Annotated in this window: 28 protein-coding genes; 7 read left to right on the forward strand and 21 right to left on the reverse strand. The window is 62.0% G+C overall.

Annotated elements, in window-relative coordinates:
* Positions 1–22: 22 nt before the first annotated feature.
* From AC1DWZ_RS20085 to AC1DWZ_RS20160, 16 genes are all read right to left on the reverse strand, one after another.
* Positions 23–658, reverse strand: a complete 636-nt coding sequence (locus AC1DWZ_RS20085) for a hypothetical protein (RefSeq protein ID WP_477170725.1) — start codon at positions 656–658, stop codon at positions 23–25.
* Positions 655–1173, reverse strand: coding sequence for a hypothetical protein (locus AC1DWZ_RS20090; protein ID WP_477170726.1), 519 nt, complete (start codon positions 1171–1173; stop codon positions 655–657). The genes AC1DWZ_RS20085 and AC1DWZ_RS20090 overlap by 4 nt, the downstream gene beginning before the upstream one ends.
* Before the next feature lie 11 nt (positions 1174–1184).
* Positions 1185–1610 carry a hypothetical protein gene (locus AC1DWZ_RS20095; RefSeq protein WP_477170727.1) on the reverse strand — a complete coding sequence of 142 codons (426 nt, stop codon included), beginning with the start codon at positions 1608–1610 and terminating at the stop codon, positions 1185–1187.
* Between the two features lie 2 nt (positions 1611–1612).
* Positions 1613–3883 (reverse strand): phage tail protein, encoded by a 2271-nt coding sequence (locus tag AC1DWZ_RS20100; protein WP_477170728.1) that lies wholly within the window; start codon positions 3881–3883, stop codon positions 1613–1615.
* A 3-nt stretch (positions 3884–3886) separates the two neighbouring features.
* A complete protein-coding gene (locus tag AC1DWZ_RS20105) occupies positions 3887–4462 on the reverse strand; it encodes a phage connector family protein (protein ID WP_477170729.1) in 576 nt (191 codons plus the stop codon).
* 73 nt (positions 4463–4535) lie between these two features.
* A complete protein-coding gene (locus AC1DWZ_RS20110; RefSeq protein ID WP_477170730.1) occupies positions 4536–4961 on the reverse strand; it encodes a hypothetical protein in 426 nt (141 codons plus the stop codon).
* Positions 4962–5032: 71 nt separating this feature from the next.
* Positions 5033–5893 (reverse strand): phage capsid protein, encoded by an 861-nt coding sequence (locus tag AC1DWZ_RS20115; RefSeq protein ID WP_477170731.1) that lies wholly within the window; start codon positions 5891–5893, stop codon positions 5033–5035.
* A 173-nt stretch (positions 5894–6066) separates the two neighbouring features.
* Positions 6067–6891, reverse strand: a complete 825-nt coding sequence (locus AC1DWZ_RS20120) for a hypothetical protein (RefSeq protein ID WP_477170732.1) — start codon at positions 6889–6891, stop codon at positions 6067–6069.
* Positions 6881–7171: a Bbp19 family protein gene (locus tag AC1DWZ_RS20125; RefSeq protein WP_477170733.1), complete on the reverse strand. Its 291-nt coding sequence runs from the start codon at positions 7169–7171 to the stop codon at positions 6881–6883. Before AC1DWZ_RS20125 ends, AC1DWZ_RS20120 begins: the two co-directional genes overlap by 11 nt.
* Positions 7168–8760: a portal protein gene (locus AC1DWZ_RS20130; protein ID WP_477170734.1), complete on the reverse strand. Its 1593-nt coding sequence runs from the start codon at positions 8758–8760 to the stop codon at positions 7168–7170. Before AC1DWZ_RS20130 ends, AC1DWZ_RS20125 begins: the two co-directional genes overlap by 4 nt.
* Positions 8761–8875: 115 nt before the next feature.
* Positions 8876–9562 (reverse strand): hypothetical protein, encoded by a 687-nt coding sequence (locus AC1DWZ_RS20135; protein ID WP_477170735.1) that lies wholly within the window; start codon positions 9560–9562, stop codon positions 8876–8878.
* 9 nt (positions 9563–9571) lie between these two features.
* On the reverse strand, positions 9572–10855 hold the full coding sequence (locus AC1DWZ_RS20140; protein WP_477170736.1) for a terminase large subunit domain-containing protein: 1284 nt from the start codon (positions 10853–10855) through the stop codon (positions 9572–9574).
* A 288-nt stretch (positions 10856–11143) separates the two neighbouring features.
* Positions 11144–12520, reverse strand: a complete 1377-nt coding sequence (locus tag AC1DWZ_RS20145; protein ID WP_477170737.1) for an MFS transporter — start codon at positions 12518–12520, stop codon at positions 11144–11146.
* Between the two features lie 347 nt (positions 12521–12867).
* Positions 12868–13137 (reverse strand): hypothetical protein, encoded by a 270-nt coding sequence (locus AC1DWZ_RS20150; RefSeq protein WP_477170738.1) that lies wholly within the window; start codon positions 13135–13137, stop codon positions 12868–12870.
* Positions 13134–13694 (reverse strand): hypothetical protein, encoded by a 561-nt coding sequence (locus AC1DWZ_RS20155; protein ID WP_477170739.1) that lies wholly within the window; start codon positions 13692–13694, stop codon positions 13134–13136. The genes AC1DWZ_RS20150 and AC1DWZ_RS20155 overlap by 4 nt, the downstream gene beginning before the upstream one ends.
* On the reverse strand, positions 13691–13960 hold the full coding sequence (locus AC1DWZ_RS20160) for a hypothetical protein (RefSeq protein WP_477170740.1): 270 nt from the start codon (positions 13958–13960) through the stop codon (positions 13691–13693). The genes AC1DWZ_RS20155 and AC1DWZ_RS20160 overlap by 4 nt, the downstream gene beginning before the upstream one ends.
* 372 nt (positions 13961–14332) lie before the next feature.
* Between AC1DWZ_RS20160 and AC1DWZ_RS20165 the strand changes: the two genes are divergently transcribed.
* The 4 genes from AC1DWZ_RS20165 to AC1DWZ_RS20180 all read left to right on the forward strand — a co-directional run bounded on the left by AC1DWZ_RS20165 (position 14333) and on the right by AC1DWZ_RS20180 (position 19400).
* Positions 14333–15019, forward strand: a complete 687-nt coding sequence (locus tag AC1DWZ_RS20165) for a LexA family transcriptional regulator (protein WP_477170741.1) — start codon at positions 14333–14335, stop codon at positions 15017–15019.
* A 172-nt stretch (positions 15020–15191) separates the two neighbouring features.
* Complete coding sequence (locus AC1DWZ_RS20170; protein WP_477170742.1) at positions 15192–15494, forward strand: hypothetical protein; 303 nt, start codon at positions 15192–15194, stop codon at positions 15492–15494.
* 231 nt (positions 15495–15725) lie between these two features.
* Positions 15726–18113: a TonB-dependent siderophore receptor gene (locus tag AC1DWZ_RS20175; RefSeq protein WP_477170743.1), complete on the forward strand. Its 2388-nt coding sequence runs from the start codon at positions 15726–15728 to the stop codon at positions 18111–18113.
* Positions 18114–18128: 15 nt separating this feature from the next.
* Positions 18129–19400, forward strand: coding sequence for a PepSY-associated TM helix domain-containing protein (locus AC1DWZ_RS20180; protein WP_477170744.1), 1272 nt, complete (start codon positions 18129–18131; stop codon positions 19398–19400).
* Between the two features lie 120 nt (positions 19401–19520).
* Here the strand turns inward: AC1DWZ_RS20180 and AC1DWZ_RS20185 are convergent, their stop codons facing one another.
* The 5 genes from AC1DWZ_RS20185 to AC1DWZ_RS20205 form a co-directional block, all read right to left on the reverse strand.
* A complete protein-coding gene (locus AC1DWZ_RS20185; RefSeq protein ID WP_477170745.1) occupies positions 19521–19982 on the reverse strand; it encodes a hypothetical protein in 462 nt (153 codons plus the stop codon).
* 61 nt (positions 19983–20043) lie between these two features.
* Positions 20044–20184 (reverse strand): hypothetical protein, encoded by a 141-nt coding sequence (locus AC1DWZ_RS20190; RefSeq protein ID WP_477170746.1) that lies wholly within the window; start codon positions 20182–20184, stop codon positions 20044–20046.
* Positions 20168–20494, reverse strand: a complete 327-nt coding sequence (locus AC1DWZ_RS20195; RefSeq protein ID WP_477170747.1) for a beta-barrel domain-containing protein — start codon at positions 20492–20494, stop codon at positions 20168–20170. Before AC1DWZ_RS20195 ends, AC1DWZ_RS20190 begins: the two co-directional genes overlap by 17 nt.
* Before the next feature lie 381 nt (positions 20495–20875).
* A complete protein-coding gene (gene acuI / locus AC1DWZ_RS20200; protein ID WP_477170748.1) occupies positions 20876–21862 on the reverse strand; it encodes an acrylyl-CoA reductase (NADPH) in 987 nt (328 codons plus the stop codon).
* A gap of 157 nt (positions 21863–22019) precedes the next feature.
* Complete coding sequence (locus tag AC1DWZ_RS20205; protein WP_477170749.1) at positions 22020–23366, reverse strand: dihydroorotase; 1347 nt, start codon at positions 23364–23366, stop codon at positions 22020–22022.
* A 216-nt stretch (positions 23367–23582) separates the two neighbouring features.
* Here AC1DWZ_RS20205 and AC1DWZ_RS20210 point away from each other — a divergent pair, with 216 nt between their 5' ends.
* The 3 genes from AC1DWZ_RS20210 (at position 23583) to fghA (ending at position 26084) form a co-directional block, all read left to right on the forward strand.
* The gene (locus tag AC1DWZ_RS20210; RefSeq protein ID WP_477170915.1) at positions 23583–23783 is read left to right on the forward strand and encodes a YdcH family protein; all 201 of its coding nucleotides are present in this window, start codon (positions 23583–23585) and stop codon (positions 23781–23783) included.
* A 349-nt stretch (positions 23784–24132) separates the two neighbouring features.
* Positions 24133–25242 carry an S-(hydroxymethyl)glutathione dehydrogenase/class III alcohol dehydrogenase gene (locus AC1DWZ_RS20215; protein ID WP_477170750.1) on the forward strand — a complete coding sequence of 370 codons (1110 nt, stop codon included), beginning with the start codon at positions 24133–24135 and terminating at the stop codon, positions 25240–25242.
* On the forward strand, positions 25242–26084 hold the full coding sequence (gene fghA, locus AC1DWZ_RS20220) for an S-formylglutathione hydrolase (RefSeq protein WP_477170751.1): 843 nt from the start codon (positions 25242–25244) through the stop codon (positions 26082–26084). The genes AC1DWZ_RS20215 and fghA overlap by 1 nt, the downstream gene beginning before the upstream one ends.

The raw sequence follows: 26084 nt of genomic DNA on the forward strand, positions 1-26084 counted from the left end.
CCCTTTACGGGCGTTCGGCCCCTTAGGCCGGAAGCTGATAGGATTTCTGGGCGGCCTGCTCAGCCTCAATCCAGGAGCCGATCGCCGGCCTGATCTCCGGACGTGCTACCGGCAGCCAATCGGCAAAGCCGCGCCCCGCCATGAACTCGGCAAGACGGCCGCCAACCGATTCCTGGGCAAGTGGTGGCAAGACGGATCGTTCGCCGCCAAGCGACGCATGCGTCTCTTCAATCTCGGCAGTGACCGTTGCAAGCTCCCCCAGCAGGGGCGCTATGTCGCGGATCTGCTGTTCGATCGTGGCTACCAGCGCCAGCCTCGCAGAAAGTTTGCCCCGAAATGCGACGATAGCGGCTTCGCGGTTCTCCTGCGCGACCAGCGCTTCTCGCGACCCGATCTCCTGGGCGGCAACCGCCAGGCCTTGATCCAGGCTCGTTGCAACCAGCTGCAGACTGACTTCCCGGTCCGCCAGCCTGGCGATCTGTCTTTGCGCGGTCGTATCGCCACGCGCCGCCGCCAGCGCCCATGCCTGTCGCTTCTGTGCAAGCTGCTGGCGCTCACCATGGTTGGCATGCTGGCGCTGCTGGAGATCGGCCGCACATTGTCGCCATCCATCCAGTGTGGCCGGCGGCTTGGTGCTCACGGTCAGGGCATCGTTCATTTGCCACCACCGATCTGGGGGTCGAGCTCCGCCAAGGCTGCCAGGGTGCGAATGAGCCATGGATTGTTCCCTAGGCCGGTGCTTCCGAGGATCTCGGCAAGTTCCGCGGCACCGCCGCTCTTGGCGATCAGCGCTTGCGCGGCCGCCACCTTCCGCTGGTAGTCCGGACCCCATTCCTGGGCAAGCGTCGCCTGGATATTCTGCGGCTGGTCTGCTGGTTGCCCATCGGCGCAAAGATGTCGACAATATTCCTGGACAATACCACTCACCGCACTCTGCGGCAGGCCGGCACGGTGAAACCATTGCCGCGCTTTGGCCTCAAGCGCCGTGTCATGGTCCATGTCCGATGGCACCGCGATGTGGTACCGATCGGCAGCTGCAGGAGCTGCAAAAGCGTCGGCAAAGGAGTCGGCGGGAAGTGCTCGCGGATCAGCTGGTGCATCCTGCGGCGTCGGCATCCCGTGCGACATCAGAACCTGACGCATGACATCATCGAGTGATTCTGGCTTGGTCATTTTTGCAATCATCATTCTTTCCAATCTAAGCTAATCAAGTTGGACCCCAACGAACTTGTGTTGGAGAGTTGATCGAGCATCGAGCGGCGTCGGCGATAGCGTGCCTCCCGCTCCTTGGCCCGGGCCGATTCAGTCTGGCCGAATCTCGCCCACCGCGCCTCGACATCGTCTTCGCGTGCTGCATCCACCAGCATGTCTGTGGGTGAACCTTCCGTGGTCACCCCTCCTTTAAGGATGGCAACTCGTCGTTTTGCCTGATCGCGGTCGGCCTGTGATCGCAGGCGCCGCTCTTGTTCTAGGCCCTGTGCTTTGGCTACTTTGGCCTCGCGCTCAAGTCCCTTGCTTTCTTGTTTCGCCTGCTGTGCATCAGCAGCCATTTTGGCGCCTGTCGATATGACCATCGTTGCAGCCATGGCAGCCGCGGTCGGATTGCACATCTCTATCCATCCATCGTTGTCAGTTGCGGAATCAGGGCCACGATGGTGCAGGGCAAGGGTTGCTCCTGCAGGACCGTGACGATCGCGCGCGCGTCCCAGCCCTTGGGGAACGGCACGAATTTGTCGCCGGTAAACAAAGGCGGACTCTGGTCCATGGCGGTTCGGGCAGCCCGGAACACGACATCGTCGGTGCCGCTGGATTCATCACCCACGCGCATCCCCAGGCTGTTATTGAGCCGCACGATGACGCGGTGGATCCGTCGCCGTTTGCCTTGTGCAGAACCATCCAGCGCGCCAGCCTCGATATCCATGGTGCTAAGGCGGCTGGTATAGCCAAGACCGACATGCACCCATGCGCTGGGCCGTTCCAGGGTGATGCTGCCGTCGGGCGCCACCGTGCGGGGTGGATGCGTGGCACCATCCGCCAGGATTGTCACTTCTTCCCCAACAAGATGGGCAAGGCCGCTCACGACGACCGCGCTCAGTGACCATTTGCCAGCCGCGATAGTCGCCAGGGACGGGAAGCCTGCCAGAATCTTGACCGTCACATGGGTACTATCGGTGAACCCGGTGATGAGGGCGCGGGCCAAGCTATAGCCGTCGCCCGTTGCCGCCGGATAACGATGATGAATTTCGCGGCCGACATCACCGATGGCGAAGGCGGCCGCCCCGGCAGTGAAGACGATTCCCGTACTGCCGATGACGGTAGCATCGGTGCCAGGTGTCAGCGCAACGGCCCCCGCCCCATCATAGGTCAGCCCGCTATCGACAAAGAAGGCACCCCGCTTGTCAAACGGCTCCGTCGGTTCGAACGCCATCGCCATGCGTTCAATCGACCGTTTGGTCGCACCGTTGACACGCCGCTCCACCGCCAGCCAGCATTCATCCTGGCCGCTGCCGGGAATGACGGCCACGGACATCACCTTGGCATTGGTGCCGGCGATGCGATGCCGGTGCCACCCGACCACATCCTGGCCACGCATATAGGTGAGACCCAACAGCATGCCATCCGTGCGCACCACCCACAGGATCGACCAAGGTTCCGCCTGAAAGGCGATTTCCTTGATGCCGGCCTGTGTCACATGCCGCGCCAGCAGCGAGAGCTCCGGCGAATTGAACGCGTCGTTCTCGAAACTGTAGGCCATCTCATAGATCTTGCGGCCGGCACGCTGCACATAAAGCACCGCGGCACCGACGCGCTCCGGCCTGATATCTGCACTGCCATTGGTAGTCTCGCGCCGCACCGTAACGTTGCTCGGCGTCAGCGCTTCATTGAGCGAACTGGCCGTGAGATTGAACTCGCCACCCGTCGTGCCAAGTGCCAGGGATTTGCCGGCACTCATCCAGCGAATGGCATTCACCCGGTCATCGGCGATGGTGAAATTGAGGCCGTGATCGTCCTTGGTGATGCCATCCGTACCGGTGGGCGCGAAGCTCTCATAGGCGCCGGAGACCGAGGCCCATAATGTCTGCGGCTGCAGTTTCGAATTGGCCAGGAACAGGCGCTCTTCATGGAAGGTCACCGTGCTCGGCCAGCCAGACGTATCTGACCAGGCACCCAGCCGCCAGGTCGCGACGGCACCGGTGCCACCGAAATTGCTCTTGATGTCGACCTTGACCTGGGTGGCGCTGGTGAAGGTGATGATCTTCGCCCAGCCCCAGGTGCTGCTGTGCTTGATGCGCACCAGGCGCCCGACATCCGTTGCCGCGAACAAGGCGGCCGAGGCCGTCAGCGTGATGTTGGAACCGGTCGCGGCCGCCGGCGCCAGCGTGACGGTCCCGACATTTTCGTCGAGATAGGGCCCGTCCAGAAAGTCGATCACGGCAAGTGACCAGTTCGTATGCCCGCTGCGTGCCAGCTTGTAGGATGGAAATTTCGGATGACATAGATAGAGCACGTCGGCCGATTGCGCCCATTTGAGGCCGGCAAGGTCCGCGACTGCATAAGGCGTCGCGATCTCATAGGCCACGCCCGGTCCGGTCTCGATCCGCCCGCCATTCATATAGAAGCGGAAATATCCCGCACCGGCTTCGATGACATAGGCCTGCTCGGTCGAAAACTCGAACGGGATCAGGCGCACCGTGCCGTCGCTCTTGGTCGGCGCGATGAACTGCGTGCCGGGTCGCCGTGTGGCCGGTCCTTGGGCCAGCAGTACGAAATTCTCGATCGTCCGGCAGGCATTGCGATATTTGTCGAGATCGATCCTGCCGTAGAGGTCGGCCGACCATTCGCCGGCATTGAAGGTTGACAGCAATGATGAGGCGCGCGGCATCGTCTATCTCCGTGCCTGCAGCCAGGCGTCGACGACCAGGCTGGTCTCGCCACCTTCCTGTGCGTCGACAGCCTTGGCCTGCGTCAGGATATCCCTGAGATAGGTGCGCGCCGCCTCGATGCGCGATCCGCTTTCGGTGAGGTTGCCGGCAAGATGCACGGCCAACTTTGCCGCCACCGCTTCGGCGAGCAGCGGATCATAGGCCGCTGCATCGGTGATGCGGCCGATATAGAGAATGTCGAGTGGCGGCCCATAGTCGGCCAGAATCCGGCGACCCTCGACCCGGTAGTCGGCGCCATTGTCGATCTCAAGAAGCCGCAGGCAGAAGGCTGGCTCCGGTCCTTCCGGCATCTGGTATTGATAGAGATAGCCCCAGGCCGGCGCTTCCTGCAGCGCTGGCAGGCGCGCACGCCGCAGGGCTGCGTTCCAGGGATAGAGGCGCAGCACCGAATCTGCCGACGGATCGAAATTGCGCAGGCACAGATTGGCCGATTTCGATCCATCCTCCAGCGAGGTGATCGGGTCGGCGCCAAGAAGATCCAGCGCCCGGTTGCAGATCGAGACGATCGAGATGGCCATGCGGTTTCAATCCTGCTGAATGACGGTGGGAGGGCTGCGGGTTGCGGGGTTTCCCCAGCAACCCGCTTGCATCTCAATCGAGCGAGTAGAAAATCATCACCCGCAGGCTGCCGCTGGCCGGCAGGGCCGCGGCAGCGATGGTCAGGATGACGATCTCCTCGGCCGCCAGCGCTTCGCCAGCCACCGCGGCGGGAACGAAGACGGTCGGCGTGTCGACCGCGGCGAAGACCGCGGCTGCACGGTATTTGCCGGTATTGCCGGCAATGCCGACCGCAAGCGTCGACGATCCCAGCGAGACGGTGCTGTTGAGGATGCCATAGAGCACGCGCGCACCCTTGGGCAGGCGCGCCACTTCGACGATATCCGTGGTCGGCTGGGCAGCCAGCACGACCTTCTCGTTAAAGACGCGCACACGGCCGTGCACATCTCCCGCCAGCGGCAGGTCGACCGGCGCACTGTTGCGCAACCGGCCCATCTGCGTTCCATATTGAGTAGCCATGATCTCTCCTTCTTGTTTAAGAAATCATCGGCATCGTGGGGTTGGTGGGGCGGCCACGATGCCGATGATCATCACGCCAGCGTCGCGATCTCGACGACGCCTTCTTCTTCCATGCGGGTGGCGCCGACCGACATCGCGCAATAGACCTGCGTCGCGTAGGATTTGTCGGGTCGTTCGGTCACCTTCACCTTCGGCGTCTGGCCAATGGCCAGCACCAGCGCCGACTGGCGCCAGGCAAGACATGCACGGTCGCCGCCCGGGGTAAGACCCAGGCGCTGCGTGCGGATGAATTTGAACCCGAGGAAGGTGTCGATCTGGCCCGCGGCCAGCGCCTTCACGCTGTTGTAATCGCTCGACGTCACCTGGGTGTTGGACAGCAGCACGGTGATGTCCTTCGCCGGACAGGCGATGTAGCGCGGTTCATCCGGATCATTCTCCGCCGCGTCCAGGATCTCCTTGGCCTGCAGCAGCTTGGCCAGCGTGAAACCGGTGCCGCCCACGGCGATCTTCTGACCCGAGGGCAGCGGCACGCTGGTCTGGCCGGTCTTGCCGCTGCGCGCCGTCCCGTTCGCATTGGCGATGATGACGTCATCCATCGCGCGGCCCAGCGCATGGGCCGCCGCCTGGGAATAGGCGCTGGTCGGATCGGTCAGTGTCTTGACCTGGTCCAATCGGTCGATGAGGTCGGAATATTCGTAATCTTCCAGCATGACCTGGCGACGCGCATGCGGCGTTTCGGTCAGGGGCGTATCGGCATGGCGCGACTGGCGCTTGATGGCACTGCCGGCACCGATCTGGTCGAAATAGGCAATCTCGCCCTCGACCACTTCCTGGCGCACCGCATCCTTGAGGCGGCTGCCCTTCTGCTGCACCAGCAGCATGATGTTGGCACTGTAGAGATTGTTGAACGCAATCTGGATCTGCGAGGACATGGGTCCACACTTCCTTTCTTCTCGGATATCAGGATGTTCAGCGTTGATCGGCGAGGTTGCCCACGGATGGACCTCAAGCCTCGATGCACACGCGCATCGTCAGCGGCCGTCTTTCCGAGCCGTCAGCCGGGCCTCAAACGACGAGGTTGTCCGGGCTTTGATTGCCGATTTCGTCACCCGCCATACGCAACCGCGAACAGATCCTCCATCCGTTTCACCGAAGCGGCATGATCGGGGTGCATCTTGTTGACGTAGGGGTGCTTGGCATCGGCCTTGGCGGCCCGCTGCAATTTTGCAATCTCCGAGAGCGCTTCGGCCGGCGAGCGTGGCCCCGCGCCACTGGCATCGGCACGCGCGGTGATGCTGTCCTCGCCGATCGCGTTGCCGACCTTGGCGAGAAGCTCCATGAGCGCGGTCTCACCGAGCCCGTCGGCGATATCGTGAAAGGGTGCCGCATCGCCCATGAACGCTGCAAAGGCCCGCCGCGCCGATGCCATCTTGCGATCATACTGCCGGCCCCAATGGTCGCGCAGATCGGCTTCGGCCTCCTGCGGCGACGGCATCGTCACGTCGGGCGCGTCTGCCCCTGCCGGCGCTGCCGGATACCGCACCAGGAACGCATCATGGAGCTTCTGCGCCTGCTCGTTGCTGAGGCCAAGCTCAAACGCCGTTTCGCGAAACCAATCCGCCGCGGCCGTGTCATAGGCGCCTTGCACGGGCGGCGTGAGCGCATAGCCCGCCGCATCCTTGGGGCGGCCCAGCTTTTCCCAGACCGGCGCCCAGGCATCCGGCCCGGCATCGCGTGCCGGCAAGGCCAGGCGATCGGCGCCGACCAGCCGTTCCAAATTCTGGTAGCTGGCCAGCACATCCTGCGCCGAGCGCCAACCTTTCTGCGCCACCAGCTGCCCGAGATCACCTTCAAGGCCTTGCTTCCAATCCGGGCCATGGTCCGGCACGCCGCCTTGTTCCAGCTCTTTGATGGGACGCTCAACGGTCATCGATCACCTCTTGAATGAGTGCGGCGAAATCCGCCGGTACCAGGCCGCACATTTCCGCGACATGCAGGAACACATCCCGTGCTCCTTCATTGAAGGCGGTCTGGTGCGGATCGCCGGCCACGAAACTGCTCTGTCCGGCACGGCAATAATGGGCAAGGTCGGCGAGAATGAGCCGCGCCAGCACATCATTGCCATCCAGGCGCTGGCGATAGGCTTCGGCCACCCGCCTCGCCCGGCGCGCGCCATGAAGCCGCAACAGCCATGTGATGCCCGCCTTCATGCCGCACCGCCTGAGAGCATGGCGCCAAGATCACCCAATCCTGCTATGCCGCCCTCAGCGCCTGCTGGCGCCCCCGTCTCCGCTTTCTTGCGCAGCTTGGTGACCGCGGCCGGTGTGCGCAGCAGATTGTTGGGCACGCCGAGAGATTGCGCGAGCAGCCTTGCTGCCGCGTCCGCATCGATATTGTCGTAGATCTCCGGCTTGATGGCGCCGAGCGGCGCCAGCGATTCCAGGGCACGCACGATGGCAGCGCCTTCGCCCGCCCGCTGCGCCCTGGCCAAGGGCGAGACATATTCGATGCGGATGCCCGCGCGCATCAATTGTTTCGGAGGTGGCGGCAGCAAATTCGCCCGCCGCATGATGCCGAACTGCCGGCGGATGAGCGGGTCCAGGAATTCCGATTGGATGCGCCCAAGATGCGGGCCCATCAGGCGCAGCTTTTCTTCCTGCCGCGCCAGCACCTCGGTCGCCGTTTGGTTGGGCTGCTGCACCATCATCAGCAGCGAGTAATAGAAGGCCTGGCGCACGGCTTCGCGGCGCTGCTCCTCCAGTTCCAGGCCCAGCCCGACATTGCCGCCGCTATGGAGCGGCTCATATCGGCGCCGGCCATTCTCATCAAGGCCGCCATAGATGATGCCGCCGGGATGGGTGCGCAGGCCCCGCACCGCCACCTCATCCACCGCGAGCAAGGGCGGATCGACCGCCTTTTGCGCAGCTATGATCGTGGTCTTTGACATCGCGTTCAGCATTTTGACGTCCGGCAGGGCCAACATCGCCGGTGAATCGCCATAGAGTCCACGCGAGGCTGTCGACCAGCGCGGCACCTGATAGGGGAAATCGTGATAGCCGCCTTCCGACAGCAGGGTCCGGTTCTCGACATCGACATAGAAACTGGCAAACCCCATGCCGGCGGCATCGAACCGGCCGCCCTTCACCTCCTCGCGCGGCATGACCGCATGCAGGAAGGTGAAGGACCGGTCCGGTTCCTTGTCGAGTGCGCGCGGGATGCTGGCATGGCACTTGTCGCCCCAGCGCTTCTGCGCCTGGCGGGCGGTGAAGGTGAACCGGCGAAAGACCGTATCCACCTCGTCGCGCTCATTCTCCGCCACAAAACATTCCGCCAGATGCCGGCAGGAATAATGAACGCGCCCCGTGGCCGCATCTTCCTCGGAATAGAAGATGCCGGTGCCGAACGTCACCAGATCAGCATAAAGCTCCATCACCCGCGAATAGAAACGCTGCCCGTTGCCGGCAAAGCTCGCCTGCATGCGCCGCGTCACATCGTCGAGCCATTCCTTGGTCGCCTGGTCCTCGTCGGCTTCCGCCAAATCCGAGCGCAGGGTGAACCAGTCATTGGCGGCATTGGTGACCATGCCCCAGAGGCCCGCGGCCAGATTGTCGGCGGCAAGACCCGCCGTCGCATCGAATACTTTCTGCGACCGTTTATCGCCCGGCACGCGGTGAAAGGTGAAATCCGCCCGCATCGGCTTCATCAATTCGGCAATCTCCTGCCACAATTGATCGAGCGGCGCGCGTTCCGACGCCAAACTTTCCTGCCGGCGGATGAGGTCCTGGGCGATATTGTCCATAAAGACGAATCCTTTGGTGGTGGGGCCATGGCGAGGCTATTGCATTTCCAGATTCGTCAAGCCCGGGGATGACGAACTAAGAAGCGACTGCAAGCGAGTCTGATCCCGCCAATAGTCAGGAGCCGAGCAGGTTCTTCGGCGCTGTCGGCGCGGTGCCCAGCGCTTCACGCTCCGGCGTCAGGATGGTGGCGCGCCGGCCATAGAGCGTCCGCAGGCGCCGCAATTCCTTTTCCGCCGCTTCATCGGCCACCATATCGCTGGCCGCTGGCGTGGCACGCGTGTCGGTGCTGGCATCGGTCGTCGTACGGCGGCGTTTCTTCGGGGTGGCACACATATTGTCTTCTCCATAAATGACAAAACCAACAAAGCTCTCGCCGCCTTTACCAAAGGCGGGATAAATCGCCTCGATCTCGGCGCCGAGGAAGATGAGCCAACGATGCGCCACCTCATGTGCGAGCGCCGAGCGGCATTCACCACGGCGCAGTCCCAGGCGCTGCAGCACGGGCCACAGGATGCGGCGTGCAAAGCGCGTCGTCTCGGTGGCAACATCCGGCCAACGGTCGGTCGCAAACATCCAGACCGACCAATTTCCCGGCCACATTTCGATGCCACCCAGTGCTGCCACCGGTGTCCCATCATCTGCCGCGATCACGGCACCGATGGGATCGCTCTCCATGAGATCCGCCACCAGCAATCCGACATCCTCATCAAAGCGCGTGGCGAAAATCTCGCGCCGGTCGGCATCGCGCATGCCTTCGCCGATCGCCAGAAGGTCGGCGTGATTGAGCGCGCGCACAGCCATGTGGCGGCCCTACCAGATGAACGGATCGTAGCGGCGCGGCGCCGTCATCTCGGCAAACGGCCGCGACGGCGCCTTCAGTCCGGTGGCGAGATAGCGAAACGCGTCCGCGGCATGGCTGGTCCAGTCATGCAAGGGTCGCACGCTGAACACATGGCGCTTGGCATCGAATTCCGGCCGGTAGAGCCGCAGTGCATCGAGGCCACGCGCGCATTTCTCGGCGTCGAACCAGCAACGCGGAATGACGTTGCGCACCGCCTCGATCCCGTCTTCGATTGCATTCTGTCGCAGCACGCGCACCTTGACGCCAAGGCGCCGCAAGGTTTCCAGCCGTGTCGTGCCGCTGCCCAACTCACGGACCTCGACATCATGGGGCAGCAGGTGATCGGCATAGACATAAGGCAACTCGCCAAGCCGCTTCACATAATGGCCAAGGCCCGCACCGCTCGCTTCGTAATAGTCGATGATCCGGATCTCGCGCCCAACTTCTTGCGCAAACCAGATCGCGGTCGCATCGCCGATGCCAAGATCCCAGGCAGTGAAGACGGGCAAGCGCGGCTCCCATGGCACGCGGCCGATGCGCCCTGCCTGTTCCGCCTGTTCCAGCAGTGTGGCGTAATAGGCGCCAGGCACGCCGGCTGCGAAACTGCATTCAAATTCCTGCGCGAACTGCTGGCTCGACATGTCGCGCCGCGCTGCCGCCAGTTCGTCCGCAGGCAGGATGCCGGTCTCGCTCGCCGGAAAACGCTGCGCATGCCAATCCGCCTCACGCGCGGCCTGTTCGTAAAGCGCGCAGAAATGATTTCGTCCCATCGGCGTGCCGATGAAGAGCGCCCAGCCCTGGCGGTCGGCCAGCATCGGCCGGATGATTTCCGGCCAGACACGCGGGCTCATCTGCGCATATTCATCGAGCACGATGCCGTCGAAATAGAGCCCGCGCAGACGGTCGGCATTGTCGGCGCCGTAGAGCCGGATGCGCGCCCCGTTGGGCAGATCGACCCACAATTCGGTTTCGCTGAATTTGATCCCAGGGATCGGTGCCGTGAAACTCTTGAGATAATGCCAGGCCACATCCTTGGCCTGCGTCAGCAACGGCGCCACATAGCCATAGCGCGGTTCGGGGCGCGGATTTGCCGCCGCCTTGGCAATCAATTCGTTGATGCAGAAGACCGTCTTGCCAAAGCGCCGATGCGCCACCAGCACATTGAACCGCTGCAACTGCCGGTGCAGTTCAGCCTGATGCGGCCGCGGCGCATAAAGATGCACCTCCACAGCCTGCTTGCGCGGTTTGGTCATGCTGATCCTGAAATGGTGGTGGTGTTGCCAATTGACCCGTCATGCCCGGGCTTGACCCGGGCATCAGGTACGACCGGACGCGCTGTTCATTGGTTGCCGGCTGATCCCCGGGTCAAGCCCGGGGATGCCGGTGAATCAAGAGACCCGGTCCTAACCAGCCCGAAACGAAAACGCCCCACCGGACGTGATCGTCCGTGGGGCGCGATATCGCAGTCTATATTTAGATATTAGCAAATAATTCCTATCCTGTCAAGCATTCATGCGCGAATTCTTGGTTTTTCTTGAGCGTCATGAAACCTGCCTGGGCCAACGCCAATCGACCAAAGCCGCGCAAAGGGCTGCCAACAAGGCAAGCGACGCCGATACGAGCATCATGCCGAGCAGCGCCTGGATTGCACCTGACCCCGCCAGAAACAGGCCGGCGCCAGAGGCGATGAGCGCGCCGCCGGCGATTGTCATGGCAGCGGCCAGCCCCGCCGCGGTGCCGGCGAGATCGGCGCGCACGGGGAGGACACCTGTGTTGGCGGCGGGCATGGTCAATCCATTGCCGATGCCGATGAACATGCAAGACCCAAAGAAGGCAAGAACCTCGGTGATGCCCGACATCGACAGGGCCAGGCCAACCGACAACCCCAGGCATGTCAGGAGACGCCCGAAAACAAGGATCGTGTTCAGCGGGCGCCGGGACGCGTAGCGGCCGGCCAGATAGCTGCCCAAGATGAAGCCTGCCGGGATCATACCCATATAGAAGCCCAGCTTCGCACTTGATCCGCCGAGCGATTCACCGCCGAGCGATTCACCGGCGGCCAACGGCGCGCCGCCCAGGAAGATGTAAAGCGTCCCCATGGAGCAGGCCATGCACAGGGTGTAGGCCCAGAACCGTGCCGACTTCAGGAGCTGTCCATATGCAGCAAGGTAATTGCCCGTCGATCTCGACGTGCGCGCGGCGGTTTCTCGGAGCCCGCGCACCGATAATGCAAGGGCAGCCACGCCAAGGATGGCAAGAACAACGAAGCTCGCTTGCCATCCGAACAGCTCGTCCAGCAACCCGCCAAACATCGGACCGAGCATCGGCGCAACCGCCCACCCCATGGCGAGGTAGCCAAATTTGCTTGCGGCTTTACGCGCACCCGATGTTTCCTTGATCATGACCAGCGCGACGGAAAAGCAGGCAGCAATGGACGCTTGCATCGCGCGACACAAAAGGAAAACGCCAATATTGCCAGCCAGCGCGCAGCCGAGAGACGCGACAATGAAGATAGAGACAGAAATCAAGACGACCGGTCTGCGGCCGTACCGATCCGAGATGGCCCCCGCGACAATTTCTGTGAGGGCTGTGGCAATCGCATAGCCAGCAACCGACAGGTTGACGAGGGCAAAATCAGCTTGGAACGCCGCGGCAATATTCGGCAGCGACGGCAAAATCATGTTCACCGGCAACACGGAGAGCGCCGTCAGCAACATCAGCGTTATCAGTCGGGGTGGGGCAGGTGTCGGGGTCATGACCCCTGCCCTTGCCGGTTCCGTACGCGCGGCCCCAATCGAATTGTCGCTTGTCATGGCCTTGTCCATCTTGTCTGCGGGATTTGGTAAAAGACTGACGGGGGTGCCACTCAAACTCCGGGCATAAAAAAAGACCCCGTCAGGAGCCTGCTTACCGCGCATGGGTGCTTTCGCCGGATGGTTACACCATCCTGCCCATGCGCCCACTTACAACGACAAGAACCATTGCGATCTTCATGATGATCAAATGCTAGACAGAGATTTGCACATCGTCAATGCATCGTCCGGTGAGTGCGGCTGGCGCCAAAGCTTGATCACACAATCGGCACGGACGCCCACACGAGATGGCCTTTCAATCGTCATGAACAATCCCTCTCAATCGTCATGCCCGGGCTTGACCCGGGCATCAGGTGCGACTGGGCGCGATGTTCATCAGTTGCTAACTCATCCCCAGGCCCCATGTTTCTAGATTGGGCCCGAGCATGACGTGAGGTGGAGTAGCCCCAGACTCAAGCACCCCATGTCAGGCGAACCAGCTGTTCGCCGCCCTCGCTGGGCTTGCTTTTCCCTTGCGTCCCGGGGCGGCCATAGCCCCATTGCAGCAGCGCGGTCGCGGCCGAAATCCGCACCGCCGGCGTTGCGGTCTCATCGACCAGCACCGAAGCCAGTGCCGAGACGGCCGCCGCCGCATGACGCCGTGCCAGACTCTCAATGGCACGGGGGCCCGTCTCGGCAGGCTTGGGCCGCAGGACCTCCTTCATCTTGTCGCGCATCATCATGGCATCACCTGCAACAGGACATTGTCATTGGCATGCGCGGCCGTCACCAATCGTGCCAACCCGCGGCACAACAGGTCGAGCTCGCGGTGCGCGCGCGTCGTGCGCCCCATCGGCCAGTTCGGCCAGGCGCCATAGACCACCAATCGCTCGGTGATGCCGGCCACCACCGGCCCTTCGGCGCGCAGCATGGCCTGCGCGTGGCGGAAACTCTGCTGTGCCAGATGCAAGCCGTCGTCATCGCCATCGGCCTTCGCGGTGCACCCGTTTTCACCGCATAGGCCAGCATAAAGCCTGCCATAGCTCACATCCGTGCGGCCGATGACACGGCGATAGAGCCCGGCATAGCGCCAACCGGCGCGATGTGCCTGGGCCGAAATCAAACCTCGAGCCAGCAGCAGGTCGAGGGGATGCGCCGTCATTGCCGGATCGGCACCTTGCGCCAGGGTGGCGCGCTTCAGCTGCAATTCCTGTGTGCCGAAATCCTGAGGGCCATTGTCATTGGCCGCCTTCACCTTTTTCGGCCGGCCGCGTTTGCTGCCCACGATCGCTCTCATCATTCCATCTCCACTTCATCCAGCCCCATGGCCCAGCGCTCGGCCCATTTCACCAGCCACAGCGCGCGCTCAGCCGTCATGTCGCTGTTGACCACCTCGAAATCTCCCGCCTCGGTGATGCCGATCCCTAGGAACTGGGTCCACCGCGTCTTCATGCAGGTCCCCACCGCCTGCTCCGGCCGCAAGGTCGGGCTTGGTGGAAAATCGACGATCTCGGCCATGTGCAGCACCTCCCGTTCCAGCCCCGTCGTTTCAAGGTCAGTTGTCATTAGCGGCCTCCCGTCCATGGAGGGCGAAATCGGCCTCGCCGCTCTGCCATTCCTCGCTCTCCTTGCAGGTGGGGCAGATCCGGATGAACGGCCCCTCGGCGACAAAGGCGGCGCCACAGCCCAGGCAGGGCCGCATTTTTGGCCCGGTGTCTCGCCTTTCTATTTGTATGTTGCTATTTTGTTCCATTATTTTCCTCCCTTTTGGCCGGACCCGGCCGCTAACAGGCATTGCGCGTTATGGGATTAGGCGATAATACGCATATTTTGGTTACGCCGTCAAGCTTTAAAAACGTATTCTGCGGACATATATTGCTGCGATGGATCGGCAGCGGCGACTCTTGGCGCTGCGATGGCCGATAAGGAGTATGCGCCATGACAGAAATTTCAGAAGCCGCGCGACGGTTGAAGGAGTTGCGCGAACAAGCCGGCCTCACCATGCGCTCGGTCTCCGAAGCGCTGGGCTGGAGCCTCACCCGCTATCAGCATTACGAGGATCGCTACAAGCGCCGCTTCCTGCCCTTCGAGCTTGCCCGCGAACTCGATGCCTTGTTCAACCAGCACGGTACCGAACCAGGTGCCGTCCTCCAACTCGCCGGCATCGAGCAGGGCCAGCAGGTCACCCATCGCCGCGAACCGGTGGCACCGCGGCCAGCCAGCGTCGGCAGCGGCCACGGCCAGCGCGACTTACCAGTGATTGGCGCGGTTAAAGGCGGCAGCGAGGGTTTCTACTTCAATGAGGGCGAGGCCAAGGAATTTGTCGAGCGCCCCGCCAATCTCAAAGGCGCCTTCAACGCCTTCGCCCTCTATGTCGACGGCGATTCCATGGAACCGCGCTACTTCGCGGGCGAGTTGCTTTACGTCAACCCCAACCGCCCGATCACCAAGAACTGTTTCGTGGCGGTCGAACTCGCCGACGGACAGGGGTTGATCAAGCAGTTCCTGCGCCGGAGCGATGATGAAGTGGTGCTCCACCAGTTCAACCCGGCCCGCGACATCGCCCTCAAGGCCGGCGACGTAAAGCGCATCTACCGCATCACCGGGGCCGGCGAAGCTGGCTGAAGACCGGCCCCCGCCGGGCCCCGAATAACGCGAACCAGGGCTGTCCCGACCGCAAGCGTTGGCTGGTCAGGTTTTTTGTTGACGGAAGTTAACGTATTATGCGTTGACATTTCTGCGTATGTTCGCTATAAGTTCCATCTTAGCTTGACCCAAACTCTGTCGGGAGGGGAATATGAGCTTCTGCGCCCAGGATCTTAGCGTGCTCGCCTACGCCAACGGCTTCACGCATTGGCACTACCGGACCACGGATTCGCTCTGGCGCCTGACCGATGAGCCCGGCTATTTCGCCGCCGCGGCTGAGATGCTGCGCCCGGGCGATCAGATCACCGTCAATCTCCTGGGATCCCAGCGCGACCCGCTGCGGATCCACCTCGCCACTTTGGTGGTGCTGGCACTCCCAACGCCGCTGACGCCGGAACTTGGCCTCGTCGCCGCCAGCCTGGCTGCCGATCCGCCGGCCGCCCTCGCCGCCTGAGCCCCAGCTTCCTGAGTCCCAGCACGGACAAAAATCCCACCCAGGGCGGCTAGTTGTTGCAACTCATTCGCAACTATGCTCTATGATTTCCGCAATTGCGAGTCAGTCGCATTTAAGAACAGTCAATATTACCGTTCTTAAACAATCGCTTACACATGGGGATGTGGGATGTGGTGTGCTTTTTTGGAACCTGACCAACCAGGCCGGGCGGGCTGGGGGTTGCGTGGGTTGATGGCCGGTACGGCGCTGGTGTCCTTGACGATCGCCTTGCCGGCTGGCGCCCAGGCCGACAGCGGGGTGGCTGAGGGGGCGATTCTCCAGATCGCCCAGGCTGACAGCGTTCCGTTCGCGATTCCGGCGCAGCCATTGGCCGATGCCATCAGCGCGTTCCAGGACCAGTCCGGCTGGACGCTGGAGATCGACCCGGCCCAGCTCACCGGCCGCGTTAGTGCGGGTGTCACCGGCACGATGGCAGCGGATCAGGCGCTGGCAAAACTCCTCTCCGGCACCGGGCTCGCCGCCACGGTGACGGCGTCGGGCCATGCGACCGTCGCGGCTGCCACGGCCGATACCCTGGCCCCTCTCAACGTGGAGGACCGTGCCACCAACGAACTCGGCCTGCTCGGCAATCTGCCGGAGGTCTATGCCGGCGGCCAGACCGCGCGCGGCGCGCAAGTAGGCATGCTGGGCAACAAGGACATGATGGAGACGCCGTTCAGCGTCACCGCCTATACGGCGGAGATGATCAAGAACAAGCAGGCGCGCAGCATGTCGGACGTGGTCGACAGTGACCCTTCCGTGCGCGTCATCTCCGCGCGCGGCAGCTATACCGACCAATATATGATCCGTGGCTTCCCGGTTTATAACGACGATTTCGCCTTGAACGGCCTTTACGGCGTGCTGCCGCGCCAGGTGATCGCGCCCGAATTTGCCGAGCGCGTCGAGGTCTTCAAGGGCCCCTCCGCCCTCCTCAACGGCGTCTCGCCGGGTGGCACGGTGGGTGGCGGCCTCAACGTTTCACCCAAGCGCGCCGGCGCCGATCCGCTGACCGAGGTCACCGCCACCTATTCCTCAAACACGCAATTCGGGACGGCTGTCGATGTCGGCCGGCGCTTTGGCCCCGACCAGGAGTTCGGCATCCGCTTCAACGGCGCCTTCCGCGATGGCGAGCTGGCGGCTGATGAAAAGAGCCAGCTGCTGGGCCTTGCCGTCGTCGGTGCCGATTACGATGGTGGCGATCTGCGCCTGTCGCTCGATGCCGGCTATCAGCATCAGGAATTCGACCGGTCGGCGGGCTTCGTCTATCTCGGCGCCGGAATCGACCTGCCGCACGCGCCCGATGCCGACACCAACATCCAGGACAAATGGACCTATAACGAGACCAAGGATCTGTTCGGCGCCATCCGCGGCGAATATGATCTCCTCGACAATGTGACACTCTTTGCTGCGTTCGGCGGCAGCAGTTCCGATCAGAAGTCGATCGGCCGTGGCGTCAGCATCATCAACGATGATGGCGATGTCGCGAGCTACGCCGCAGACATTCCCTTCTATAAGGATACGATATCAGCACAGGTCGGCATGAAGGGATCGGCTGAGTTCTTCGGCATGAAGCACGAAGCGACCCTGCAGGCAACGACGCTGCGATCGGAAGAAGGTTTCGGATTCGGCTTCGCCAGCATTCCCGGCACCAACCTCTACGATCCCAATTTTGTCGACGATCCGGACTTCTCCGACAATGCCATCGGCAAGTCGAACGAGAAGCAGCTCAACAGTATCGCTATCGCCGATACGATCGGCGTCTGGGATGACCGCATCCAGCTGACCCTGGGCGGTCGCCTGCAGCAGGTCAAGCTCGACGCCTATAACTACCAGACTGGCGATCACACCAGTTCCTATGACGAACATAAGCTCACCCCCTCGATCGGTCTCGTGGTTCGCCCGGTCGAGGAAGTGTCGCTCTATGCCAACTACATCGAAGGCCTGGTGCCCGGTGACATCGCACCCAGCACAGCCAGCAATGCCGGGCAGGCCTTTGCACCCTATAAGACGGATCAGATCGAAGTTGGCATCAAGCTTGATCTTGACGTGTTCACGGCGACTCTTGCTTTCTTCGACATCACCCAACCAAGCTCCTATGTCGATGGATCGAATACATTCGTCGTTGACGGCGAACAGCGTAATCGCGGCATCGAGTTCAGCGTTTCCGGTGAACCCATCAAGGGCTTCCGGCCGCTGGGCGGCATCACCCTGCTCGACAGCGATCTCGACGGCACATTGAACGGTGACAATGACGGCAATCGCGGCGTCGGCGTCCCCAAGGTCCAGGTCAATCTCGGCGGCGAGCTCGATATCCCGCAGGTGGAAGGCCTCACCGTGACCACGCGTGTCATCTATACCGGCGAGCAGTATTACGATGCCGGCAACACGCAGAAGCTGCCCGATTGGGTGCGCTGGGATCTCGGCGCCCGCTATACGCTGGATGCCCGCGGTACACCGATCACCGTCCGCGCCGACATTGAGAATGTACTGGACAGCGATTATTGGACCTCCGCCGGTGGCGGCTATCTCTCGACCAGCAGTCCGCGCACCTTCCTGGTCTCGACCGCGTTCAGCTTCTAACCCAACGGCCGCAGCTTGATTTCGCCACGCACCGTCTTTCTCCATCTCCACCGCTGGTGCGGCCTTGGCCTTGCCGGCTTCCTGTTCATGTCCGGGCTGACCGGCGCCATCATCTCGTGGGATCACGAGATCGATAGCTGGCTCAACCCGGAGCTTGTTACCGCGACGGCAGAGGGTACACCGAAGACACCGCTGGAACTCGTCGCCATCGCCGAGGCGCAAGACCCGCAGATCTGGGCCACCTATTTCTCGCTGCAGATCGAGGAAGGTCACGCCTTCGAGATCTACGTCTTTCCCAGGGTCGATCCGGCGACCGGGCAATCTTACCTACTTGCCTACAATCAGATCTTCATGGACCCGGTCAGCGGCGAGATTCTGGGAAAGCGCCTCTGGGGTGAGCCGGCGCTGACCCGCGCCAATTTCATGCCGTTCCTCTATCGGCTGCATTACAGCCTGCACCTCCCCGACCCCTGGGGCCTGTGGTTGATGGGCGGTATCGCCTGTATCTGGATCATCGACTGTTTCGTCGGCTTCTACCTGACCTTGCCCTTACGCAAACGGCCCGATCCGCGGCGTAGCCTGTCGGTGGGAAGGGCGCTGGCCCGCGGCTGGTGGGCGCGCTGGAAGCCGGCCTGGACCGTCAAATGGCAGGGCAGCCCTTACCGCGTCATTTTCGATCTCCACCGCGCGTTCGGCCTGTGGCTGTGGGGGTTCCTGTTCATCCTGGCGGTCAGTTCCGCCTCGCTCAATCTCGATACCGAGGTCGCAAAGCCGATCGTCAGCCTGTTCTCATCCTTCACGCCCTCGCCTTTCGACACGCGCGAGCAGGTCGCCTTCAACAAACCGATCCATCCCAAGATCAGCTACGCAGAGATCATCGCCAAGGCGAAGGTGGACGGGCCGGCGCGCGGTTGGGATGCGCCGCCAGGTGCTCTCTATTACGCACCCGATTACGGCGTCTATGGGGTCTATTTCTATCATCCCGGCGATGACCACGGCACCACGGGCGGTGTCGGTCCGGCGGTGCTCTTTTATGACGGCCTCGACGGCCGCCAGATCGGCGACGTGACACCCTGGGCCGGCACTGCCGGCGACATCTTCCTGCAGATACAGTTCCCCCTGCATTCCGGCCGCATCGCCGGTTTGCCCGGCCGCATCATGGTGTCAGCCTCTGGCATCGTCGTCGCGATGCTGTCGGTGACGGGTGTGATCATCTGGTGGAAGAAACGCCGAGCTCGGAAACGGATGTTGGTGGCGCGGGGATGGGGCTCACGTTCGCGCCATTAGGCGAAAAGTAATCTCACTCTGACCCCGATTTTGTAACTCCGATTTTCGTAATTTCTAATTGATAGATTACCCCCGGAGTTTCTGCAGTTTAGGCCAGGATCTCTTGACCGTGTGCCGCAATCAAAGGATCTTTTTCGATCGTGCGGTTAAACCCAAATATGATTTCAGCAGCAGCGCAACTGCCGAAAAGCTTGAAAGAAAGGATATGATGGGATGATATTCTGTATGCCAAAGAGCACAACGAGCGAGCATTGCGCTGTACTGCACGATCTGACCAGTGCACTGCTGAAGGGGCAGATAACTAGAGGACGCTGCGACGATCGCAAGTGTTCCTAATGTACCGTAGCTTGTCGATGGAACATCCAGAAGAACAGTAAGAGAAACTCCCCCGACAATTGCTAGAAACGCTCTTGAAAAGAGAACTAGATAATCAATCTGATCACATGGCTGATGATTGAACAGGCATCCCGCACTGCGCGCGTCAATGATCCAGACCGTCCCAGCATTTAGTAGGCATGCGAACAGAATAATTGCGCAGATACCTTTTATAATAATTGCGCCACGAACTCTGACGTTTGACATCTCAGTTACCACCCTGTAGCAGCCCCATTAGACGCACTCCTCGGCATCGAAAAGTTTGTTGTCACCGCTCTCTCCCCGCCTCATCACCCATCTTCATCAGTGGCGACAGCACGAACTCGATCAGCTTTCTTGTCCCCGTCTTGATCTCGACCGCGGCGACCATGCCAGGGGAGAGATGCACATTCTTACCATCCACATTCATGGTGTCTTTTTTCGAGGCGAATGCGTGTCGTGTAGATGAGGCGCGGCGGCTGGTAGCTGTCGCTCTGCTGTTCGACAGCGTCGTTCGAGATCGTCAACGCTTGGCCAATGAGCGTGCCGTAGCGTGTGAACGGAAACGCATCAGGATTCACGGCCGCTTCCTGGCCTTCTTCGACGAAGCCGGCGTCCTCCGGCACGATGATCATGATCGGTTTGGCGGGCTCGACGACACCGCCGATGGTGTGAAGCTGCAGCGAGAGAAGGTGTTGCGAATTGTCTTCAACCGCGCGCGCATCTTTCTTGAGCGACATGGTCTGTCCCTATTTTTAGCTGAATATATTGGATCATGTATATCAGCTGAATGCAGCTTTCGCAGCCCTACGTTTTGCGGCCCGGGGCAATTATGCTTTGATTGCCGGAATCCTTGCATCCGAAAGCCACGAAGCACTCTCCAGGGGCAACATCGCCATCTCGAGGTTGCTTTCCAAACTCGTGGGTGGTCCGCCTTCACGGACCATAACGATTCAGGCGACGCGCCGAGTGCAATGACTTTAGAGAAGGTCTACGCGGTCCCGTCATCCCCGGGCTCGATCCAGGGATCGGGAGCGACTGGACACGATGTCCATCAGTTTGAACCAGACCCCGGGTCAAGCCCGGGGATGACGATATTTAGAGAGTGCGGGGCGTTACGCTCAAACTCCCAAATCCACGACCACGCGGCCGCGGACTTTGCCCTCCAGGATGGCTTTGCCCAGTGCCGGCAGTTCTTCCAGTCTGGCGCGCTGGATCATGCCGTCGAGTTTTTCCATCGGCAGATCCTTGGTGAGCCGCGCCCACGCGACCTTGCGGCGCATGAGCGGTGCCATCACGGAATCGATGCCGAGCAGTGACACGCCACGGATGATGAAGGGGATGACGGTCGTTTCCAGCTTGGTGCCACCTGCCAAACCGCAGACGGCGACGGCACCGCGATATTTCATCTGCGGCAGGATGGCGGCCAGCGTCGATCCACCGACACTGTCGACGGCGCCCGCCCAACGTTCGCTGTCGAGCGGCTTGCCCGAGGGTGCAGCGATGCTGGCACGCTCGATGATCTCGGCCGCCCCCAGGCTCTTCAAATAATCCGCCTGCTCGGGCCGGCCACTGGAACACACGACCCGGTAGCCGAGGCGCGCGAGGATCGCGGTCGCGACACTGCCGACACCGCCAGCAGCACCGGTCACCAGCACATCGCCATGATCCGGGCGCAACCCATGTTCTTCGAGGGCCATCACGCAGAGCATCGCGGTAAAGCCCGCCGTTCCGATCGCCATCGCGCGTTCGGTGGAGAGGCCGCGGGGCAACGGCACCAGCCATTCACCCTTCACTCGCGCCTTCTCGGCATAGCCGCCCCAATGCACTTCGCCGACACGCCAGCCGGTCAGGATCACCTGGTCACCGGCCTTATAATCGGCATGCTGGCTCTCCAGCACCGTGCCGGCAAGATCGACGCCACCGACATGAGGATAGGTCTTCACCAACCGCCCCAGCCCACCGAGCACGAGGCCATCCTTGTAGTTCAAGGTGCTGTGATGGACGCGGATGAGCACATCCCCCGCCGGCAGCCGGTCGTCGGGCAGATCCTCGATCGCTGAGGTGACCTTGCCATCCTTTTCCTGCAACAGCAGCGCCTTGAACATTATGGACTCCTGAAACGGTAAGCGAATATCGCATTTATCACATTTACTACTCGTCATCCCCGGGCTTGACCCGGGGATCAGCTTCCGCCGCCGAGCTGTTGCCACCAGATCCCCGGGTCAAGCCCGGGGATGACGGTGAAGAACGTGCTCGGCATTATCAATCCTGCGGCTGCATGGTTTCCTGGAAGCGCACCGGGGCACCGTCGGGGCGGCCCAGCAGTTCGCCGTCGCGCATGACGATGGCGCCGCGGATGATGGTGGCGATCGGCCAGCCGGTGACTTCCATGCCGTGATAGGGCGTCCAGCCGGCCTTGGTCGCCATCCAATCGTTGGTGATGGTGCGCTTGGCCTTGAGGTCGACCACTGAAAAATCGGCGTCATAGCCCACGGCGATGCGCCCCTTGCCGCGGATATTGTAGATCCGCGCCGGGCCGGCACTGGTGAGGTCGATGAGACGCTGCAATGTGAGGCGCCCTTCATGCATATGATTGAGCATCACCGGCAGCAAGGTCTGGACACCCGGCATGCCGGAGGGACTTTGCGGATAAGGCCGGGCCTTTTCTTCCAGCGTATGGGGTGCATGGTCCGAGCCGATGCAATCGACGACGCCGTCGCGCAGCGCCTGCCAGATACCATCCTGATGATGCTTGTCGCGCACCGGCGGGTTCATCTGCGCCAGAGTGCCTAAGCGCTGATAGCAATCAGGGGCGGCCAGGGTAAGGTGATGGGTCAGCACCTCGACGGTCGCGATATCCTTATGGTCCTTGAAGATCTCCATCTCGTCAGCGGTGGAGATGTGGAGCACATGGACCCGCCGGCCAGCCAGCCGCGCGATCTTGAGGAGCCGGTTGGTCGACCGCACAGCGGTTTCCACGTCGCGCCAATGCGGGTGCAAGGCGGGATCGCCGCTGTCCTTCACCAGGGCCAGGCGTTCGCGCAGCCGCATCTCGTCTTCGGAATGGATGGCGACCCGGCGCTTGCCGTGACGCAGCACGCTTTCCAGCGTCTCGTCATCCGCGACCAGCAACGAACCGGTCGAGGAGCCCATGAAGATTTTGACACCCGCGCAGCCCGGCAGCATCTCAAGCTCGCCGAGCTTGTCGGCATTCTCGTCCGAGGCGCCGATGAAGAAGGCATGGTCGACCCAGGCCCGGCCCTTGGCGCGGGTCAGCTTGTCGTTGAGGTCCTTGGCATCCAGCGTATTGGGGTTGGTGTTGGGCATTTCGAAAATGGCGGTAACACCCCCCAGGGCCGCCCCGGCCGTGCCGGTTGCCAGATCCTCTTTATGCTCGAGGCCTGGTTCTCGGAAATGCACCTGGGTGTCGATGACGCCCGGCAGGATGGTCAATCCTTGCGCGTCAAGCTCCTGCGCGGTCACAGCCCCGCTCAGTTTCTTTCCCAGGGCCGCGATTCGCCGTTCGCGCACGCCGATATCGAGCGACTCCAGCCCATTTGGCGTGGCAACCGTCCCGTTCCGGATGATGAGGTCAAATGGCGCATCCATGCCGGACACCCTTTCTGCTGTCGAATACCGCTCCCTGATCTCTATCCCCTTGAGAGGAAAGGGTGCAAGGGCGGAGAGTTGGCAGCGCGGCAAACTGTCCCCCAAGGCCCGCTAAATCGTGACGCCGCGCCGGCTTTGGGGTACTATTCGGGCGTTGGGACAAGGTTATGCAAAACTGCCGTATCGCAATATGGGCGGGGAGATGGTCAGACCGTGATGATCGGCCTAAATGAGCTGCGGGTGCAGCTGGAAGAATTGCGCTCCGAACACCGCGATTTGGACGAGGCCATCCGTGCCATGGCCGAAGCCTCGCCCTTCAACCAGCTGCAGATCCAGCGGCTGAAAAAGCGCAAACTGTCCCTGAAAGACCAGATCATCCGGCTCGAGAGTAAGCTGCTGCCGGATATTATTGCGTAGGTCCGTGTGCGCCTTCCATGTCGTCGCGCCCGGACTTGATCCGGGCATCAGCCAGCAACTGACAATCAGAACCCAGTCGAACCGGATCCCCGGCCTCTCTCGATTCGAGGCAGGGGGATTCTAGGCCAGGGGGTCAAGATCGGGGGATTCAGGATCGGGCCCGGGGATGACGTTTTTCGGGTCATTCACCTCACGGGCCAGGCATGAAGGTCCGTCACCTTGGCCCCATCGCCGCAATCTGGCGCACGGAAATGACCCTGGCGTGCGACCTTGCTGTTACGATATTACAAGGCATTGCGACTGATCGGCCCATGGTTTCTTGTGGGCTTTCAACCGAGTGGAGACTCCCATGGACGTGCGCGCCGCCGTGGCCATCGAGGCCGGCAAACCCCTGGTCATCGAGACCGTGCAGCTGGAAGGACCGAAATCCGGTGAGGTGCTGGTCGAGGTCAAAGCGACCGGCCTCTGCCACACCGATTATTTCACTCTGTCGGGCGCCGATCCTGAAGGCCTGTTCCCGGCCATCCTGGGGCATGAGGGGGCTGGCATCGTGGTCGATGTCGGGCCCAACGTGACCAGCCTCAAGAAGGGCGATCACGTCATTCCGCTCTACACGCCCGAATGCCGCCAGTGTGAATATTGCCTCAGCCGCAAGACCAATCTCTGCCAGGCGATCCGCACGACGCAGGGCCAGGGCCTGATGCCGGACGGCACCAGCCGGTTCTCGATGGGCGGCAAGAAGATGCACCATTACATGGGCACCTCGACCTTCGCCAATTTCACCGTGGTGCCGGAGATTGCGCTGGCCAAGGTCCGTGAAGATGCACCCTTCGACAAGATCTGTTATATCGGCTGCGGTGTGACCACCGGCATCGGTGCCGTCATCAACACGGCGCGGGTCGAGATCGGCGCCAATGTCGTGGTGTTCGGCCTGGGGGGCATCGGCCTCAACGTCATCCAGGGTGCCCGCATGGCGGGTGCCAACATGATCATCGGCGTCGATATCAATCCCGCCCGCAAAGCCATCGCCGAGAAATTCGGCATGACCCATTTCGTCAATCCGAAAGAGGTCGAGGGTGATCTCGTTCCCTATCTCGTCAACCTCACCAAGGGTGGTGCTGATTACAGTTTCGAATGCATCGGCAACACGACCTTGATGCGCCAGGCGCTGGAATGCTGCCACAAGGGCTGGGGCGTCTCGGTCATCATCGGCGTTGCCGGCGCGGGCCAGGAAATCTCCACGCGGCCGTTCCAGCTGGTGACGGGTCGCGTCTGGAAGGGCACCGCCTTCGGCGGGGCACGGGGCCGCACCGACGTGCCCAAGATCGTCGACTGGTACATGGACGGCAAGATCAATATCGATGATCTCATCACCCACACGATGCCGCTTCAAGACATCAACAAGGGGTTCGATCTGATGAAGGCCGGGACCTCGATCCGCGGCGTGGTGCTGTACTGATGAGCGTCGTCACCGAACTCGCCCGCCATCGTTGCTTTGGCGGCTGGCAGCTATTCCTGCGCCATGACAGCAGCGAGATCGGCCTGCCGATGAAGTTTTCGGTCTATCTGCCGCCGGCCGCCGAAAAGCGGCCGGTGCCGGCCCTCACCTATCTTGCCGGCCTCACCTGCACCGAAGACACGTTCATGATCAAGGCCGGCGCCCAGCGCGTGGCGTCGGAACTGGGCCTGATGCTGATCGCCCCAGATACCAGCCCCCGCGGCACGGATTTTCCGGGCCAGGCCGACAGCTGGGATTTTGGCGTCGGTGCCGGTTTCTATGTCGATGCGACCGAAACACCGTGGCGCCAGAACTGGCGCATGTATTCATACGTGACCAAGGAACTGCCGGCTCTCATCGCCGCCAACTATCCGGTCGATCCGGACCGGCGCGGTATTTTCGGCCATTCCATGGGGGGCCATGGGGCACTGGTCTGCGGCCTGCGCAATCCGGACCTCTACCGCTCGGTCTCGGCCTTTGCCCCCATTGCCAATCCGATGCACTGCCCCTGGGGCGAGAAGGCCTTCACCGGCTATCTCGGCACGCATCGGCTCGATTGGAAAGCGTACGACGCCAGCGACCTCATGAAGCTGCACACGCACCCCGCGCCGATCCTGGTCGATCAGGGCGAGGCGGACCAGTTCCTGGAGGTGCAGCTGCATCCCCATGCGCTGGAGGAATCGGCAGCCATCTCCGGCCAGAAGCTGACCGTGCGCCGCCATGCGGGTTACGATCACGGCTACTATTTCATCCAGAGCTTCATAGCCGACCATCTCCATCATCACGCGCGGATTCTGGGGTAG

It is taken from the genome of Dongia sp. P2_B8 (genome assembly GCF_056404715.1).